16 protein-coding genes are annotated in these 16,200 nt (G+C 38.8%); 14 read left to right on the top strand and 2 right to left on the bottom strand.

The window, feature by feature from the left end:
• Positions 1-418: 418 nt before the first annotated feature.
• Positions 419-1,573 (top strand): AI-2E family transporter, encoded by a 1,155-nt coding sequence (locus IGJ52_RS07760; RefSeq protein WP_002386882.1) that lies wholly within the window; start codon positions 419-421, stop codon positions 1,571-1,573.
• A 120-nt stretch (positions 1,574-1,693) separates the two neighbouring features.
• Positions 1,694-2,338 carry a DUF998 domain-containing protein gene (locus IGJ52_RS07755; protein ID WP_438792006.1) on the top strand — a complete coding sequence of 215 codons (645 nt, stop codon included), beginning with the start codon at positions 1,694-1,696 and terminating at the stop codon, positions 2,336-2,338.
• Between the two features lie 46 nt (positions 2,339-2,384).
• Here IGJ52_RS07755 and IGJ52_RS07750 read toward each other — a convergent pair whose 3' ends face one another.
• Positions 2,385-2,954, bottom strand: a complete 570-nt coding sequence (locus IGJ52_RS07750) for a hypothetical protein (RefSeq protein WP_002361963.1) — start codon at positions 2,952-2,954, stop codon at positions 2,385-2,387.
• A 221-nt stretch (positions 2,955-3,175) separates the two neighbouring features.
• Here IGJ52_RS07750 and IGJ52_RS07745 point away from each other — a divergent pair, with 221 nt between their 5' ends.
• From IGJ52_RS07745 to IGJ52_RS07730, 4 genes are all read left to right on the top strand, one after another.
• A complete protein-coding gene (locus IGJ52_RS07745; protein ID WP_002420103.1) occupies positions 3,176-3,628 on the top strand; it encodes a DUF2188 domain-containing protein in 453 nt (150 codons plus the stop codon).
• Positions 3,629-3,818: 190 nt separating this feature from the next.
• Entirely contained in the window at positions 3,819-4,838 is a 1,020-nt protein-coding gene (locus tag IGJ52_RS07740) for a branched-chain amino acid aminotransferase (RefSeq protein ID WP_010707490.1), read from the top strand.
• Between the two features lie 133 nt (positions 4,839-4,971).
• Positions 4,972-5,292, top strand: coding sequence for a cupin domain-containing protein (locus IGJ52_RS07735; protein WP_010816575.1), 321 nt, complete (start codon positions 4,972-4,974; stop codon positions 5,290-5,292).
• A gap of 63 nt (positions 5,293-5,355) precedes the next feature.
• A complete protein-coding gene (locus IGJ52_RS07730) occupies positions 5,356-6,996 on the top strand; it encodes a peptide ABC transporter substrate-binding protein (protein ID WP_010816574.1) in 1,641 nt (546 codons plus the stop codon).
• 97 nt (positions 6,997-7,093) lie between these two features.
• Here IGJ52_RS07730 and IGJ52_RS07725 read toward each other — a convergent pair whose 3' ends face one another.
• On the bottom strand, positions 7,094-7,969 hold the full coding sequence (locus tag IGJ52_RS07725) for an NAD(P)H-hydrate dehydratase (protein WP_104659204.1): 876 nt from the start codon (positions 7,967-7,969) through the stop codon (positions 7,094-7,096).
• 149 nt (positions 7,970-8,118) lie between these two features.
• On the opposite strand from IGJ52_RS07725, the gene IGJ52_RS07720 reads away from it, so the two are divergent.
• From IGJ52_RS07720 to purF, 8 genes are all read left to right on the top strand, one after another.
• On the top strand, positions 8,119-8,985 hold the full coding sequence (locus IGJ52_RS07720; protein WP_002366818.1) for an SPFH domain-containing protein: 867 nt from the start codon (positions 8,119-8,121) through the stop codon (positions 8,983-8,985).
• 173 nt (positions 8,986-9,158) lie between these two features.
• Positions 9,159-9,647, top strand: coding sequence for a 5-(carboxyamino)imidazole ribonucleotide mutase (gene purE, locus IGJ52_RS07715; RefSeq protein ID WP_033625012.1), 489 nt, complete (start codon positions 9,159-9,161; stop codon positions 9,645-9,647).
• A complete protein-coding gene (gene purK, locus IGJ52_RS07710; RefSeq protein ID WP_033601016.1) occupies positions 9,640-10,764 on the top strand; it encodes a 5-(carboxyamino)imidazole ribonucleotide synthase in 1,125 nt (374 codons plus the stop codon). Before purE ends, purK begins: the two co-directional genes overlap by 8 nt.
• Before the next feature lie 151 nt (positions 10,765-10,915).
• Positions 10,916-11,629, top strand: a complete 714-nt coding sequence (purC, locus tag IGJ52_RS07705) for a phosphoribosylaminoimidazolesuccinocarboxamide synthase (RefSeq protein ID WP_002357270.1) — start codon at positions 10,916-10,918, stop codon at positions 11,627-11,629.
• A 13-nt stretch (positions 11,630-11,642) separates the two neighbouring features.
• Positions 11,643-11,894 (top strand): phosphoribosylformylglycinamidine synthase subunit PurS, encoded by a 252-nt coding sequence (purS, locus tag IGJ52_RS07700; protein WP_002357271.1) that lies wholly within the window; start codon positions 11,643-11,645, stop codon positions 11,892-11,894.
• Positions 11,895-12,569 (top strand): phosphoribosylformylglycinamidine synthase subunit PurQ, encoded by a 675-nt coding sequence (gene purQ, locus IGJ52_RS07695; protein ID WP_002408883.1) that lies wholly within the window; start codon positions 11,895-11,897, stop codon positions 12,567-12,569. It abuts the gene before it with no gap.
• A complete protein-coding gene (purL, locus tag IGJ52_RS07690; protein WP_010715271.1) occupies positions 12,566-14,785 on the top strand; it encodes a phosphoribosylformylglycinamidine synthase subunit PurL in 2,220 nt (739 codons plus the stop codon). The genes purQ and purL overlap by 4 nt, the downstream gene beginning before the upstream one ends.
• Positions 14,761-16,200: an amidophosphoribosyltransferase gene (gene purF, locus IGJ52_RS07685; protein WP_010715270.1), complete on the top strand. Its 1,440-nt coding sequence runs from the start codon at positions 14,761-14,763 to the stop codon at positions 16,198-16,200. The genes purL and purF overlap by 25 nt, the downstream gene beginning before the upstream one ends.

Here is a 16,200-nt window from a genome sequence, read left to right as displayed (position 1 = left end):
AAGGACCTTCACCAAGTAGGTACGATGATTTCATCTGTTCATGCTTCACAGTGAAACATCGCAACTCTTAGAGCTTTAGCTCTTTTGAAGGCTGTACTGTGACGAGACGCATGTCGAGAAAACACCTTAGAAGTTGTTGAGATCGGAGCAACGCGTAGTGTTGCTTCTGTTCCCGCCGTTTATCAGTTTTTGAGCGTGAAGCAAAAATCCAAAGTGATTTTTGTCCCACGCTCTACTTTTTTTATGAAAAGAAGCAAGGTCTAGTGCCTCATTTTTATACTGCAGAATAAACCGACACATTTTTTAAAGTGTCAGGCTTCTTTGTGTATTTCATCAAGAACGAATGGACAAACTTGCCTTTTGCCACAAATCGTTTACAATTACAATGATAGGCATAATTTATTTAGAGGTGAAGTGATTGAAGAAATACAATGTTGATTGGAATTACTGGGTTGTCCGCTTTTTATTTGTAATGGCGCTGATTGTTGGCTATTTATTAATCACGAATTATCAGCACTTTGTCCATAGTGTTTCGGGTTTGTTGGGCATCTTATCCCCATTCATTACTGGGTTCGTGATTGCTTATTTATTGAGTGGAAGTCAGAAAAAAATCGAGGGATTACTAGAAAGAGTTCCTTTACCAGTCGTTAAAAAAGCGAAACACGGCTTGAGTGTACTCCTTTTGTACCTGATTATTTTGTTTATTTTTGTCTTGACATTAAACTATATCGTTCCGCTACTCATTAGTAATTTAGTAGATTTAGCAAACTCTTTACCCACTTTTTATGATCACATGGTTCAGTTTGTGATGAGTTTAGAAGATAAAGGGATTTTAAAAACAGCCGCGATTGAAAAATATTTAAATAGTGTCCTTAAAGATTTGTCGCCGGAACGTTTTTTAAATCAATGGACACAAGCGTTATTTTCATTAGGAACGTTGACTAAAAATGTTTCTTCATTCTTTTTAAATGCATTTTTGACGTTGATTATCTCAATCTATGCGCTGGTATTTAAGCAATCTATTTTGACATTTGTTGAAAAGGCCGCCCACAAATTGCTGTCTGAAAAAGTGTACAAGCAAACACAAACCTGGTTAAATACAACGAATAAAATTTTCTATAAATTTATCAGTTGCCAATTTCTTGATGCTTGTATTATTGGCGTTTCATCAACGATTTTGTTAAGTATTTTGAATGTGAAATTTGCTGTGACTTTGGGGATTTTATTAGGTATTTGTAATATGATTCCTTATTTTGGTTCGATTTTTGCGTCAATTGTTGCTGGTGTGATTACGCTTTTCACAGGTGGTGTTACTCAAGCCATTACGGTGTTACTAGTTTTATTAATTTTACAACAAATTGACGGCAATATTATTGGTCCTCGAATTATGGGAGATGCCCTAAATGTCAATCCGATTTTAATTATTGTTTCAATTACGATTGGGGGAGCGTACTTCGGCGTCTTAGGGATGTTTTTAGCAGTTCCTGTTGCTGCAATCATTAAAATTATTGTCTCGGAGTGGCTAAATGAATCAAAAGAAAATGATAAGATTGTAGATTCTATTGAATCCTAAAGTAAAACTTTTCGTCTCGCGTTGACGAAAAGTTTTTTAGTGGGAAAGAAAGTTTAATTATTCGGAGTTTTTGATATGCTATACTTGAAGTAAATAGAAAATCAAAATTGAGGTGAATAAATGCAGCTTTTAAAAAAATATGGCGGCTATTTTTTAGTTTTAGGGGTCTTACTTGATTTTTTTACACCTTATTATGTCGGATTCAAAGATCAAGGTTACAATCAATTGACAGAAGTTATTAGCTTATTAGGTGATGTGAATAGTCCAGTTAGAGAAACCTTTAATCGGTTAACTATCATTGCGGGAATGTTAATGTTAGCAAGTTTACCTAGGATATATGCTATTTTTTCCAGAAAAACGAAAAAAGGTGCTTGGTTAGTAGTGGCAATGATTGGCGCTTATGGTTTATTTGATTGTATTTTCAGTGGGCTCTTCAGCGTAGACACTTCAAGCGCTGGCACAGTTGCTACCGCGCTTCATAACGGAGGATCAGCAGTCGGTTATACAGGCTTTTTGTTGTTATCAGGCGTCTTAACCATTATCTATAGTAAAGACGGTTCGCAAAAAAATAAAAACCTTTTTGGCTTTTTGTTTATTTTATGTATGCTTGCAGCCGGCTTATATGGCTTAGCAAGGATTCCACAGCTACAACAGGTAAAACCATTTAATTATTTAGGCTTATGGCAAAGAGTGAGTTCATTTTGTAATTATCTACCAATGCTGGCACTGTGTTTACAAACTAAAACCAATGACAAATTTGATTGAACATTTGTCATTGGTTTTTTACTAGTTAAAATTGTTTGGTAATGACTTAATTATTGGCTACGGTGACTTCACCAGTAACAGTGGCACCATCTTTTTCTAAGTCAGCAGAATCTTTGTATTCTTGTTTATCAAAAGTAATATTGCCATTAACTTTGGTACCATTTAAAGTAAAGCCATTTGCTTTCACCTCAATATCACCTTTGACAGTCCCGTGAACGATGTTGAAATTTTCAGAAGAAACGATTAGCTTAGGAACCGTGATTTCATATTCAGCAGTTACTTTTTTATTATCATCTTGAGAATAAAGCGCTAATTTACGATAGACATCGTTGGAATCTTTCCCCTTATCATGGAAAGTACCAGCAACTGTTACCTCTTTATCAAAAGTGACATTGTCAGTAGCTGCGACAATCCAATTTCCTTTATCACTTAACGCCATTTCGAGTTCTTCAGGCTTGGCACTAATTGAAGCACCAGAGACTACTTCTGTACTTGAATTAGCTGTTTCTTTGCTACTAGAACTACTATCTGTTTTTTTATCAGATGAACAAGCACTAAGCAGCACAAGAGCAGCAGTTGCCGTCAAAACAGTGGTGAGTACTTTAGACATTTTCATGAAAATCCCTCCAAAAAAATTTATTTATTTCTTCCTTTATCATAACTGATTCAAAGGGAAATGAGTAATCATACACTCAAAGATTGAGAAGTTTGGCCAACGGGAAATTAGGTTTATTCTCTCAAGAAGGTTCAGGAAATATTCAAAGTAATCATTTCTTTTTCAAATGTTCCTTTTCTGTAGTAAGCTAGTAATAGACAGAATTTAAGGAGGAGATTTTGATGCCTTGGAATATGAATGATTATCCTACATCAATGAAAAATTTAGCACCTTTGATTCGGAAAAAAGCGATAGATATTGGCAATGCGTTGCTTGCGGATGGCTACCCTGATGATCGTGCCATTCCAATTGCGATTAGTCAAGCGGAGAAATGGTATCAAGAGGCAAGTGCAGCAGACAAAAAGGCCTTCGAACAAGAAGCAAATCCTACGAAACAAGATTCGCATAAACAGGATAAACATGCTGGAAAATTATTAACGGCGGCTGTCAACGTTAAATATAAAGACAACCAATGGTTGGTGATTTCAGACAGCGCTGAAAAAGCAAGTAATACATTTACCCACAAACAAGAGGCGGTTGAACGAGCTCAAGAAATTGCTCGGAATAAACAAACAAAGCTGAAAATCTATAAGCAAGATGGGACGTTACAAGAAACTAAAGAGTATACTGAATAATTTTTCGAAACCTTGATATTCCGTTGCAATTGAAGAAACGGCTATCAAGGTTTTTTGGCGAGGGAGAAATGGACAAGTAAGAAAAAATAACAAAAGTTAAGAATGAGAATAAGGCTTGCTTTTCTAGTTTTTGGTGGGTACAATTACACTAATTAAGATAAAAAATTAAAATAATTGAGGTGCTACGACAATGGAAAAAGCCAATCTTGATTGGAATAATTTAGGATTTTCTTACATTAAAACGCCCTTTCGTTATATTAGTTATTGGCGAGATGGCAAGTGGGAAGAAGGCACGCTAACAGATAACAATCAGTTAACGATTAGTGAAGGTTCGCCTGCTCTACATTATGGCCAACAATGTTTTGAAGGATTAAAAGCGTATCAATGTGCAGATGGTTCTGTCAATTTGTTTCGTCCAGATGAAAATGCCAAACGGCTACAAAAAAGTTGTGCGCGTCTACTGATGCCACAAGTGCCAGTAGAAACCTTTGTTTCTGCATGCCAAGAAGTGGTGAAAGCCAACCTTGCTTATTTACCGCCATATGGAACGGGTGGCACGTTGTATCTTCGCCCTTATATGATTGGTGTCGGCGATAATATTGGCGTAGCACCTGCCAAAGAATACATTTTTTCTATTTTTTGTGTGCCAGTTGGTTCGTATTTTAAAAATGGTTTAGCACCAACCAACTTTATCGTTTCTGAATATGATCGAGCGGCGGGCCGAGGAACTGGGGCCGCTAAAGTGGGGGGCAATTATGCAGCCAGTCTTTTACCAGGTGCAGAAGCACATGAGAAAGAATTTAGTGATTGCATTTATTTAGATCCGTATACGCATACGAAAATTGAAGAAGTTGGTGCAGCTAATTTCTTTGGCATAACCAAAGAGGGTACTTTTATTACGCCAAAATCAGCGTCTATTTTACCAAGTATTACTAAATATTCATTATTGACGCTAGCAAAAGAACGTTTAGGGATGACGGCGCTTGAAGGAGATGTTTACATTGACCGATTAGCGGACTTTTCCGAAGCGGGTGCTTGTGGCACGGCGGCGATTATTTCTCCTATCGGTGGGATTCAAAATGGCACAGATTTCCATGTATTTTATAGTGAAACAGAAGTTGGACCAGTGACCAAACAACTATATGATGAATTGGTTGGCATACAGTTTGGTGACAAAGAAGCGCCAGAAGGCTGGATAGTAAAAGTTTAAAGAGATAAAAAAGAGAGAATTCATGCTCTCTTTTTTTGTGTAGAATATTCAGAATTTTCTATAAAAAGATTGACTTTGATACTATTTAAAGGAATAATGGAAGATACAAGATTTAAAAAAGGAGGGAAAGCTATTGCTTATTAAATCAGCAGAATCAGAAGAAATGACGATTTTTTTTGATAAAGAAAACCAACCAAATACACAAGTTCAAATGGGCATTATTACATTACAGCCTGGTGAAAAACGGCCTTTAGCTGGATATGCTCGCCATGAACAAGATGAATATTCTTATGTGATTTCTGGCGAAGCACATACGATTTTAGAAGATGGTCAAGACTTAGTTGGAAGAGCTGGACAAGCCCAATTAATTGAAGCTGGTGAAGGGCACATTAATTATAATGATGGGTTGGAGCCAGCAGTCGTTGTCTGGATGCTTGTGGAAAGAACAGAATAAAACGGGAAGCTGTCTTTCTGTAAGTAAGAGCATAAAAAAATGAAGAGTTATAGGAGAAAGAAGATGAAAAAGTATTTAAAAATCACAATAGTTTGTGTTTTATTGGTAGGATTTTTAGCTGGGTGTACCAATAAAAATGAAAATAAAAAGAAACAGAAAAATACCAAAGAAGCCGTTCAACTGATGTCACCCTCGGAATTAACAACACTCAACACCTCTGTATTATTGGATTTTCCAGATGCTATTGTCCAAACTGCAGCGTTTGAAGGGTTATATAGTTTAGATGAACAAGACCAATTGGTACCAGCCGTAGCAAAAGCATTGCCGACGATTTCAGAAGATGGAAAAACCTACACGATTTCTTTGAGAAAAGAAGCGGTTTGGAGTAACGATGATCCTGTCACAGCACATGATTTTGAATATGCTTGGAAAAAAATGATTGATCCTAAAAACGGCTTTGTCTATAGTTTCCTCATCGTTGAAACAATTCAAAATGGTGCAGAAATCTCAGCTGGGAAATTAGCTCCCAATGAACTTGGTGTCACAGCTGTGGATGATTATACATTAAAGGTGACGCTCAAAGAGCCAAAACCGTACTTTACGTCCTTATTAGCTTTTCCGACATTTTTCCCGCAAAATCAAAAAGTAGTCGAACAATTTGGTGCGGACTATGGAACTGCTAGTGATAAAGTCGTCTATAATGGCCCGTTCGTGGTAAAAGATTGGCAGCAAACAAAGATGGACTGGCAACTAGCAAAAAATAATCGCTATTGGGATCGCCAGAACGTGCGCTCAGACATTATCAATTATACGGTTATCAAAGAAACATCTACTGCATTGAATCTTTTTGAAGATGGACAATTAGATGTGGCTACACTAAGTGGTGAACTGGCGCAACAGAATAAAAATAATACGTTGTATCATTCGTACCCAACAGCAACAATGAACTATTTGCGCTTAAATCAAAAACGGAAAGGGCAAGCAACGCCGCTTGCAAACGAAAACTTGCGTAAAGCGTTGGCTTTAGGCATAGATAAAGAAAATCTAGTCAATAATATTATTGCAGATGGTTCTAAAGCTTTACATGGTGCGATTACGGAAGGTTTTGTGGCGAATCCCACAACGGGCCTCGATTTTCGTCAAGAAGCAGGTAATTTAATGGTTTATAACAAAGAAAAAGCGCAAAGTTATTGGAAAAAAGCACAAGCAGAATTAGGAGAAAAGGTTAACGTTGAATTGATGGTAACAGATGATGGTTCTTACAAAAAAATTGGTGAAAGTTTGCAAGGCTCGCTACAAGAACTGTTTCCTGGTTTGACAATAGAGCTAACCGTATTGCCAACGGAAGCTGCATTGAACTTTGGGCGAGAAAGCGACTATGATTTATTCTTAATTTACTGGACACCAGACTATCAAGATCCTATTTCTACCCTGATGACTTTATACAAGGGCAATGATCGCAATTATCAGAACCCTGTCTATGACAAATTATTAGATGAAGCAACCACAACCTATGCCTTAGAGCCAGAAAAAAGATGGGGGAAACTGATTGCAGCTGAAAAAGAAGTGATTGAAACGACTGCTGGTATGATTCCACTTAGCCAAAATGAACAAACAGTCCTGCAAAATGATAAAGTCAAAGGCTTGAATTTTCATACCTTTGGCGCTCCATTAACGTTAAAAAATGTTTATAAGGAAAAATAAAAAGAGAGCCTGGGCTGAAAATCGCTTTTGATTTTCGGCCCAGGCTTAAATCCTGCTTTTTAACCCAAAATTTGTCACCATTTATCCTTTTTGGGTTTTATCTCGAACGCTTCTGTTCTAATAGTTCAGAATCAGGTGCAGTGTGTGGCTGGGCATATTTTTTCATATATGTCGGCAAGGCTTGACTAATCTTCGTTGGTAAAACAACATAGTCGGTTTTGGCCAAATCATCTCCAATGAGACTGTGTAAGTAAACGGCGCCAGCAATGGTTTCAATTGTCGGCTTAAACTGAGCCAAAAACCCAGCAATGATGCCAGCCAAGGTATCCCCAGTTCCGCCAGTAGCCATCCCAGGGTTGCCACCTGTATTTTGAAAAGGTTCTCCTGCGTGGAAAATTGTGGTGCGATGACTTTTTAAAACAATCGTACTGCCTAATTTTGCTTGTTGGCGCTGGTTATTTGCCAGTGTTTGTTGCTCGATAGGTAAGTGACTCAAACGTTGCCATTCCATTTGATGAGGTGTGAAAACAACTTTTTCAGGATAGGTAAGGGAAAAATTACCTTGGCTAAACAGGGTAATTGCTGAGCCATCGATAATTAACCATTGTTGTTTTTGATGTTGGGCGAGTACCATCTTTAATATTTGTTGTGCAGTAGCATCTAAGCCTAAACCTGGACCAATTAAAATAACCTCCGCTTGCTCTACGACGTCCGTCAGAAGGACTGTTTCTTCAAAGCCCACGACCATGGCTTCTGGGCATCTTGCATGTAAAGGCCCGTGATTTTTAACATCAGTAATCACAGTGGTGAGACCAGCGCCACTATTGATACACGCTTCGGTACTCATGATGATGGCTCCGCCATATTGACGGTTTCCTCCGATTAATACGACACGCCCAAAATTGCTTTTATAAGAGTCGGAAGGGCGTTGAGTGATGACTTCCTCTAAAATGTCCTTGCTTAAATAGCGCATTCTATCACTCCTTTTCTTGGGATTTCTTTGTTCTCAGTATACTACAAGAGCACTGAAAAAATCAGTTTATTTAATGTTAAAAGTTACTCTATTGAAGGCAATGAGGTGTATAATAAGGACCAGATAAATGAGTTAGGAGAGTGAAACAGATGGAAGAGAAAAAAACATTTTATATGAGTGGCTACGTAGGAATTGCGAGCTTATTAGTTATTTTAATTGCGGGAATTGGTTTATTTATTTATGGAGCGAGTCATACCAATGGTGTTCTTGTTGTTTTAGGTATTATTTTGTTAATTGGGGCTATTTTATTTTTAAGTTCCTTAACTATTGTTAGTCCCAACCAGGCGAAAGCAATTTTATTTTTTGGTCGCTACTTAGGTACGATTAAAGAAAATGGGTTGTTTATTACCATTCCATTTACGCAAAAAATGAACATTTCTTTGAAAGTACGAAATTTCAATAGTTCTCTATTAAAAGTCAATGACTCTGATGGGAATCCAATCGAAATCTCTGCGGTCATCGTTTTTCGGGTAGTCGATACAGCTAAGGCGTTATTTAATGTCGATTATTATCAAGACTTTGTGGAAATTCAAAGCGAAACGGCAATCCGGCATGTAGCAACACAATATCCTTATGACACTTTTTCAGATAATGATGTAACTCTGCGAGGAAATACCGAACAAATTTCCGAGGAGTTAACCAAAGAATTGCAAGAACGCTTAGCAGTGGCTGGTGTAGAGGTTATCGAAACACGGTTGAATCATTTAGCTTATGCAACTGAAATTGCTAGCTCCATGTTGCAAAGACAGCAAGCAAAAGCAATCTTAGCGGCCCGACAAACAATTGTTGAAGGTGCGGTAAGCATGACACAAATGGCCTTAGAACAGATCGAAGAAGGGCAAGAAATTAATTTTACCGACGAACGAAAAGTACAACTTATTAATAATTTACTAGTCTCAATCATTACTGATAAAGGCACACAACCAGTTATTAATACAGGCGATGTTTCTTCTTAAAGAGGAAGCAACGCTAAAAATAGCAAAAAAGAGTCATCTTTCCGATGACTCTTTTTTTTGATAAACACGAACATTATATAATTTTAATATATAATATTTCGGTTTTTCTTTGACATCTCTTTTTCTCATTGTTAGAATAACAGTGAAAAAAGGCGGAAGGAGTTATTACATTCATGAAACCATTAGTCGCTGTGATTATGGGAAGTACCTCAGACTGGGCAACGATGAAAGCTGCTTGTCTTGTGTTGGAAGAGTTGGAAATTCCTTATGAAAAACGAGTGATATCAGCACATAGGACCCCTGACTTGATGTTTCGTTTTGCAGAGGAATCACGAACAAAAGGATTGAAGGTTATTATCGCTGGCGCTGGTGGAGCGGCCCATTTACCAGGGATGGTAGCTGCAAAGACAACCTTACCTGTCATTGGTGTTCCAGTTAAAACACGAACATTAAACGGTATTGATTCACTGTTGTCTATTGTGCAGATGCCAGGGGGAGTTCCTGTAGCAACAACTGCGATTGGCTCAGCAGGTGCTACCAATGCTGGGTTATTAGCTGCAGAAATACTAAGTATTGATGATTTACAGTTAGCAGAAAGAATCCAAGCAAGACGACAATCATTGGAAAAAGCGGTTATGGAAAGTGGGGAACAACTTGAATAAACCTTTAAAAGTCGGAGCAACTATTGGCATTATAGGTGGGGGACAGTTAGGGCGAATGCTAGTCATGAGTGGTAAAAAAATGGGTTTCCAAATGATTGTGTTGGACCCGACGCCTGATAGTCCAGCTGGTCAAGTAGCTGACCGGCAAATTGTGGCAGCCTTTAATCAGCCCTCTGCTTTAACTGAACTAGCAGAGTTATGCGATGTGATCACCTATGAATTTGAAAATATTGAAGTGGCCTCCCTAGAAAAGGCCATTCCACTAGAAAAGTTGCCACAAGGAACAGAATTGTTAAAAATTACTCAAAATCGATTGCTTGAAAAAACGTTTCTTCAATCGATTGGCTGTAAGATTGCCCCTTTTGCGGAAGTAAAAAGCCAGAAAGAGCTGCCACAAGCAATAGAAAAGATTGGTTTTCCATGTGTCTTAAAAACTATTCAAGGTGGATACGATGGAAAAGGACAAGTCGTCTTAAAATGCGAAGAGGATTTCTCCCAAGCGACTAAATTATTAGCTAACGCCACTTGTGAATTAGAAAAGTGGGTGCCTTTCACTAAAGAACTTTCAATCATCGTTGCAGGGAATAAGCATGGTTACCAAAGCTTTCCTGTATCTGAAAACATTCATCGAAAGAATATCTTGCATGAATCAATTGTGCCCGCTCGAATTTCTGAGAATGTGCAACAAAAAGCAGCGGAATTGGCGCAACACATTGCTGAGGAATTAAATTTATCTGGGGTTTTAGCTATCGAACTGTTTTTAACGGATTCAGAAGAGTTGTACGTCAATGAATTAGCGCCACGGCCTCATAACTCAGGTCATTACTCTATTGAAGCTTGCTCATTTAGTCAATTTGATGCGCATATTCGAGGGATTAGCAATTGGGGCATTGGGTTACCCCAGTTACTTCAACCAGTGGTTATGGTGAATCTCTTAGGCGAACACTTAGAAAAAAGCTACCAGTTATGCACGTCAAAACCCACTTGGCAAGTCCATTACTATGGGAAAGCCGAATCAAAAGTTGGCAGAAAAATGGGCCACGTCACCATTACAACACCTTGCTTATCAGAAACGTTAAAGGAAATTGAGACTGTTGGTATTTGGAACGTAACTTAATAAATGCTTGCTCCAAGCAAGTTTTTTATTTTTATATTCGAAAAACACGAACGATTATTGTTTTTTTATAACTAATGTAAGTTTTTGTCTGATGTAAATCAGCTGACTTAGAAAGAATAGGGTTCATGAAGCTAACGAGAAGAGGGAAAGAATGGAAAAGAAAGCACTTGTGTATACAGGAAAAGCGAAGAAGTTGTATCAAACAGAAAATGCAGCGGTTCTTTTTGTGGAATATCTTGATCAAGCAACAGCTTTAAACGGTCAAAAAAAAGACAAAGTTCTTGGAAAAGGCGCTTTAAATAATCAAATCACTAGTCTAATTTTTGAACATTTACAGCAACAGAAGATTCCCAATCATTTTATCAAAAAAGTATCTGAACACGAACAATTAATTCAGGCCGTAGAAATGATTCCTTTGGAAGTTGTCGTACGTAATTATGCGGCAGGAAGTTTTTCAAAGCGTTTAGCGATTGAAGAGGGCACTAAATTAGTGACGCCCATTATTGAATTTTATTACAAAGAAGATCGTCTGGATGATCCTTTTATTAACGAAGACCATATTCAATTTCTAAAAGTAGCCACTCCTGCTGAAATTGTGGAGATTAAAGCATTGGCTTTACAAATTAATCAGGCGCTTAGTCAACTCTTTCAACGCCTCAATATTTGTTTGATCGATTTTAAAATCGAGATTGGTCGGACGAAGGCCAATCAATTGTTACTGGCAGATGAAATTTCTCCAGACACCTGTCGTTTATGGGATTTAAACACAAACGAACATCTGGATAAAGATGTTTATCGCCGTGAATTAGGAGAAATAGTTCCTGTATATGAAGAAGTTTTACAACGTTTACTAACAGCTAATTGAGGAGGAAGCGCGTATGTATTTTGTCAAAGTCTATGTTACGTATAAAGAATCAATTTTGGATCCCCAAGGTGAAGCGGTTAAGGAAGCAGTCCATCGGCTTGGTTTTACAGAAGTAGCCGAAATCCGTGTCGGTAAGTATTTTGAAATGCACGTCCAGCAGACAGAAGCAATTGAAGAGAAAATTGAACAAATTTGTGATCAACTATTAGCCAATGTAAATATGGAATCCTATCGTTTTGAAATTTTATCTTTGGAGGAAATTTAAATGAAATTGGCAGTGATTGTTTTTCCAGGATCCAATTGTGATGCAGACTTATTGTGGGCTGTCAAAGAGGTGATGGGCGTCGATGCAGAATTTGTCCGACACGATGCCACTTCTTTAGCAAAATTTGATGGCGTGTTATTGCCTGGTGGTTTTTCTTATGGCGATTACTTGCGTTGTGGTGCAATTGCTCGGTTTTCGCCAATTATCAATGAGGTGATTCGCTTTGCTACAGAAGGCAAAATGGTTTTTGGTACTTGTAACGGCTTTCAAATTTTAACAGAAATTGGCTTACTTCCTGGCACTTTGCTAAGAAATGATTCGCTTCGTTTTATTTGTAAAAGTGTCCCATTGAAAGTGAATACGCACACAAAGTTTACAAGCGAGTATCCTGAAAATGTTTCGATACATTTACCAGTAGCACATGGCGAAGGGAATTACTATTGTGATGAAAAAACGTTGAAAGAGCTGAAAGAAAAGAACCAAATTGTTTTTACGTATCAAGAAAGGGTGAACGGTAGTCTTGCGAATATTGCTGGTATTTGTAATGAACAGGGCAATGTTTTAGGAATGATGCCTCATCCGGAACGAGCGATGGAAGAATTGTTAGGTTCAACAGATGGACGCAGTTTTTTTGCTTCAATCATTAAAAACTTTGGAAAGGAATTAAGCCAATGATGAATGAACCAACACCAAAAGAAATCAAGGAGACACGGTTGTATGCAGAATGGGGACTAACAGATGAAGAATATCATCAGATTGAGACCATTTTGCAAAGAGAACCTAATTATACAGAAACTGGCTTATTCTCCGTGATGTGGAGTGAACATTGCTCTTACAAAAATTCCAAGCCCGTTTTAAAAAAGTTTCCGACGGAAGGGCCACAAGTGCTTCAAGGTCCTGGTGAAGGAGCTGGGATTGTCGATATTGGTGACGGATTAGCTGTTGTTTTTAAAGCAGAGAGCCATAATCATCCTTCTGCAGTAGAACCTTACGAAGGAGCAGCTACAGGCGTTGGTGGAATTATTCGCGATATTTTCAGTATGGGGGCGCGGCCGATTGCTTTACTGGATTCGTTAAGATTTGGCGAACTGACGGATGCACGAACACGTTATTTGTTTCAAGAAGTTGTGGCGGGGATTAGCGGTTATGGAAATTGTATTGGTATTCCAACCGTTGGCGGCGAAATTGCTTTTGAGCCATGTTATCAAGGAAACCCACTTGTTAATGCTATGTGTGTGGGATTGATTCGTCATGACGAGATTCAAAAAGGCCAAGCAAAAGGCGTCGGAAATAGCATTCTTTATGTAGGTGCGAAAACAGGACGAGATGGAATTCATGGTGCGACCTTTGCTTCAGAAGAATTTAGTGAAGGTGAAGAACAGCAACGATCTGCGGTACAAGTAGGTGATCCGTTTATGGAAAAATTATTATTGGAAGCTTGTCTTGATTTAATTAAAAATCATCAAGATATTTTAATCGGCATCCAAGATATGGGGGCGGCTGGCTTGGTTTCTTCAAGTGCTGAAATGGCATCAAAAGCAGGTTCAGGCTTGATTCTAGAGCTAGATAAAGTTCCGCAGAGAGAGACGCAGATGAGCCCCTATGAAATGCTCTTGTCTGAGTCCCAAGAACGGATGTTAATCTGTGTGGAAAAAGGAGCAGAACAGCAAGTTTGTGAATTGTTTCAAACGTATGACTTAGAAGCGGTAGCGATTGGCTCCGTAACAGATGATGGACAGTATCGTGTCTTTCACAGTGGCAAAATAGTCGCAGATGTACCAGTAGATGCTTTGGCAGAAGAAGCCCCTGTCTACCAGAAAGCCTATCAAGAACCAGAGCGGATGCGTGCTTTTAAAAAATTAGCGCCCTTCATTCCAGAAATTACGAATAGTACGGAATTATTAAAACGCCTATTGCAACAGCCAACGATTGCATCGAAAAAATCAGTTTACGAAACCTATGATAGTCAAGTACAAACGAATACAGTGGTGCAACCAGGAAGTGATGCAGCTGTTTTAAGAGTGCGGGGCACCAATAAAGCCTTAGCGATGACAACAGATTGTAATAGCCGTTATTTGTATTTAAATCCTGAAATTGGTGGGCAAATTGCGGTTGCAGAAGCAGCCCGTAATATTGTAGCAAGTGGAGCACAACCTTTGGCTATCACTGATTGTTTGAATTATGGTTCCCCTGATAAACCAGAAAGTTTTTGGGAATTATGGACGTCGGCGGATGGAATCGCCGCAGCCTGCCGTCAGCTAGGAACACCCGTGATTTCAGGGAACGTCTCTCTTTACAATGAAACAGATGGTCAAGCCATTTACCCTACGCCGATGATTGGCATGGTGGGCGTGATTGAAGATGTTTCACAAATTACCACACAAGCGTTTAAACAAGTGGATGACTTAATTTATCTCATCGGTGAAACCCACGCAGATTTTAACGGCTCAGAAATTCAAAAAATGCAACTGGGCCGAATTGAAGGGCAATTACGCTCATTTGATTTAAAAGAGGAAAAAGCAAACCAAGAATTAGTTTTAAAAGCAATTCAAGCAGGCCTAGTTGCTAGCGCGCATGATTGCGCTGAAGGCGGCGTTGCCGTTGCTTTAGCCGAGTCGGCTTTTGCTAACGAACTGGGGTTACAGGTGATACTGCCATTAAAAAAAGAATATCTATTTGCGGAGACGCAATCCCGTTTTATTCTTTCAGTTAGTCCCCAGCATCAGGAAGAATTTGAAACACTAATTGGAAAAAAAGCCCAACACATTGGGAAAGTGACTGAAACTGGTTTGGTCATCCATGCGTTAGATGATGTGATCAATTGTTCAACAAAAGAAGCCAAAGCCTTATGGGAGGATGCGATTCCATGTCTTATGAAGCAAAAAGCTTAAATGAAGAGTGTGGTATTTTTGGTATTTGGGGTCATCCTGATGCGGCACAAGTGACCTATTTTGGTTTACACAGCTTGCAGCATCGAGGCCAAGAAGGCGCGGGAATTGTGGCGAACAATTCTGGGAAATTAGATGGCCACCGTGATTTAGGTTTATTAGCAGAAGTATTCCAAAAGCAAGAACAACTGAATGCGTTAGAAGGAACGGCGGCTATTGGTCATGTACGCTATGCAACCGCTGGTACGGGTAGCGTGGATAATATTCAGCCATTTTTATTTAAATTTTATGATAGTCAAATTGGGTTAGCACACAATGGCAATTTGACAAATGCCAAGCGTTTACGAAAACAACTAGAAAGAGAAGGCGCTATTTTTCATTCTAATTCAGACACTGAAATTTTAATGCACTTGATTCGAAAAAGCACTGCTGCCTCGTTTCTCGATAAACTAAAAGAGAGCTTGAATTTGGTTAAGGGGGGCTTTGCTTATCTTTTATTAACAGAAACGATGATGATTGCTGCACTCGATCCCAATGGCTTTCGCCCTCTCTCCATCGGACAAATGAACAATGGGGCGTACGTTGTGGCATCCGAAACGTGTGCATTAGAAACAGTTGGGGCTCGCTTTATTCAAGATGTGGCGCCTGGTGAAGTAGTCATCATTTCTGATGAAGGCTTGAAAATAGAGGTTTTCACTACGGAAGTCCAACCAGCGATTTGCGCAATGGAATATATTTATTTTGCACGACCAGATTCAACTATTGCTGGAGTTAATGTGCATACAGCTCGTAAAAGAATGGGGAAGAACTTGGCAATCGAAAGTCCAGTCGCAGCTGATATGGTAATTGGGGTACCAAACTCGTCATTGTCTGCAGCTAGCGGCTATGCAGAAGAAGCACGGATTCCTTACGAACTAGGTTTAGTAAAAAATCAATATGTCGCTCGAACATTCATTCAGCCGACACAAGAATTAAGAGAACAAGGTGTCCGTATGAAACTATCGGCAGTTCGTGGCGTGGTCAAAGGAAAAAAAGTCATTTTAGTAGATGATTCGATTGTTCGCGGGACCACTATTCGACGCATTATCCATTTATTAAAAGAAGCAGAAGCGCAAGAAGTTCATGTCAGAATTGCTTCACCACCATTAAAATATCCGTGTTTTTATGGCATTGATATACAGACGCGGGACGAACTAATTGCGGCAAACTATTCAATTGAAGAGATCAAAGAGCAGATTGGCGCAGATTCGCTGGCTTTTTTGAGTGAAGCAGGGCTGATTGATGGGATTCAATTAAATTATGATGCTCCTTATTCTGGGCTGTGTATGGCTTACTTTAATGGAGACTATCCAACGCCTTTGTATGATTATGAAGAACAATATCAAGCATCCTTGAAAAAAGAAACTAGGAGGAATTGA

This window comes from Enterococcus sp. DIV1758 (genome assembly GCF_051711985.1).
Taxonomy (GTDB): domain Bacteria; phylum Bacillota; class Bacilli; order Lactobacillales; family Enterococcaceae; genus Enterococcus; species Enterococcus faecalis.
Note: the sequence above shows the minus strand (reverse complement) of the source record. Positions and strands in the feature narration are given on the sequence as shown.

Bases quoted from the DNA above. Each gene is read 5' to 3' on its own strand.
- IGJ52_RS07755 (WP_438792006.1), top strand. From the start codon at position 1,694: ATGCAGCTTTTAAAAAAATATGGCGGCTATTTTTTAGTTTTAGGGGTC.
- IGJ52_RS07750 (WP_002361963.1), bottom strand. From the start codon at position 2,954: ATGAAAATGTCTAAAGTACTCACCACTGTTTTGACGGCAACTGCTGCT.
- IGJ52_RS07745 (WP_002420103.1), top strand. From the start codon at position 3,176: ATGCCTTGGAATATGAATGATTATCCTACATCAATGAAAAATTTAGCA.
- IGJ52_RS07740 (WP_010707490.1), top strand. From the start codon at position 3,819: ATGGAAAAAGCCAATCTTGATTGGAATAATTTAGGATTTTCTTACATT.
- IGJ52_RS07730 (WP_010816574.1), top strand. From the start codon at position 5,356: ATGAAAAAGTATTTAAAAATCACAATAGTTTGTGTTTTATTGGTAGGA.
- IGJ52_RS07725 (WP_104659204.1), bottom strand. From the start codon at position 7,969: ATGCGCTATTTAAGCAAGGACATTTTAGAGGAAGTCATCACTCAACGC.
- IGJ52_RS07720 (WP_002366818.1), top strand. From the start codon at position 8,119: ATGGAAGAGAAAAAAACATTTTATATGAGTGGCTACGTAGGAATTGCG.
- purE (WP_033625012.1), top strand. From the start codon at position 9,159: ATGAAACCATTAGTCGCTGTGATTATGGGAAGTACCTCAGACTGGGCA.
- purC (WP_002357270.1), top strand. From the start codon at position 10,916: ATGGAAAAGAAAGCACTTGTGTATACAGGAAAAGCGAAGAAGTTGTAT.
- purS (WP_002357271.1), top strand. From the start codon at position 11,643: ATGTATTTTGTCAAAGTCTATGTTACGTATAAAGAATCAATTTTGGAT.
- purQ (WP_002408883.1), top strand. From the start codon at position 11,895: ATGAAATTGGCAGTGATTGTTTTTCCAGGATCCAATTGTGATGCAGAC.
- purL (WP_010715271.1), top strand. From the start codon at position 12,566: ATGATGAATGAACCAACACCAAAAGAAATCAAGGAGACACGGTTGTAT.
- purF (WP_010715270.1), top strand. From the start codon at position 14,761: ATGTCTTATGAAGCAAAAAGCTTAAATGAAGAGTGTGGTATTTTTGGT.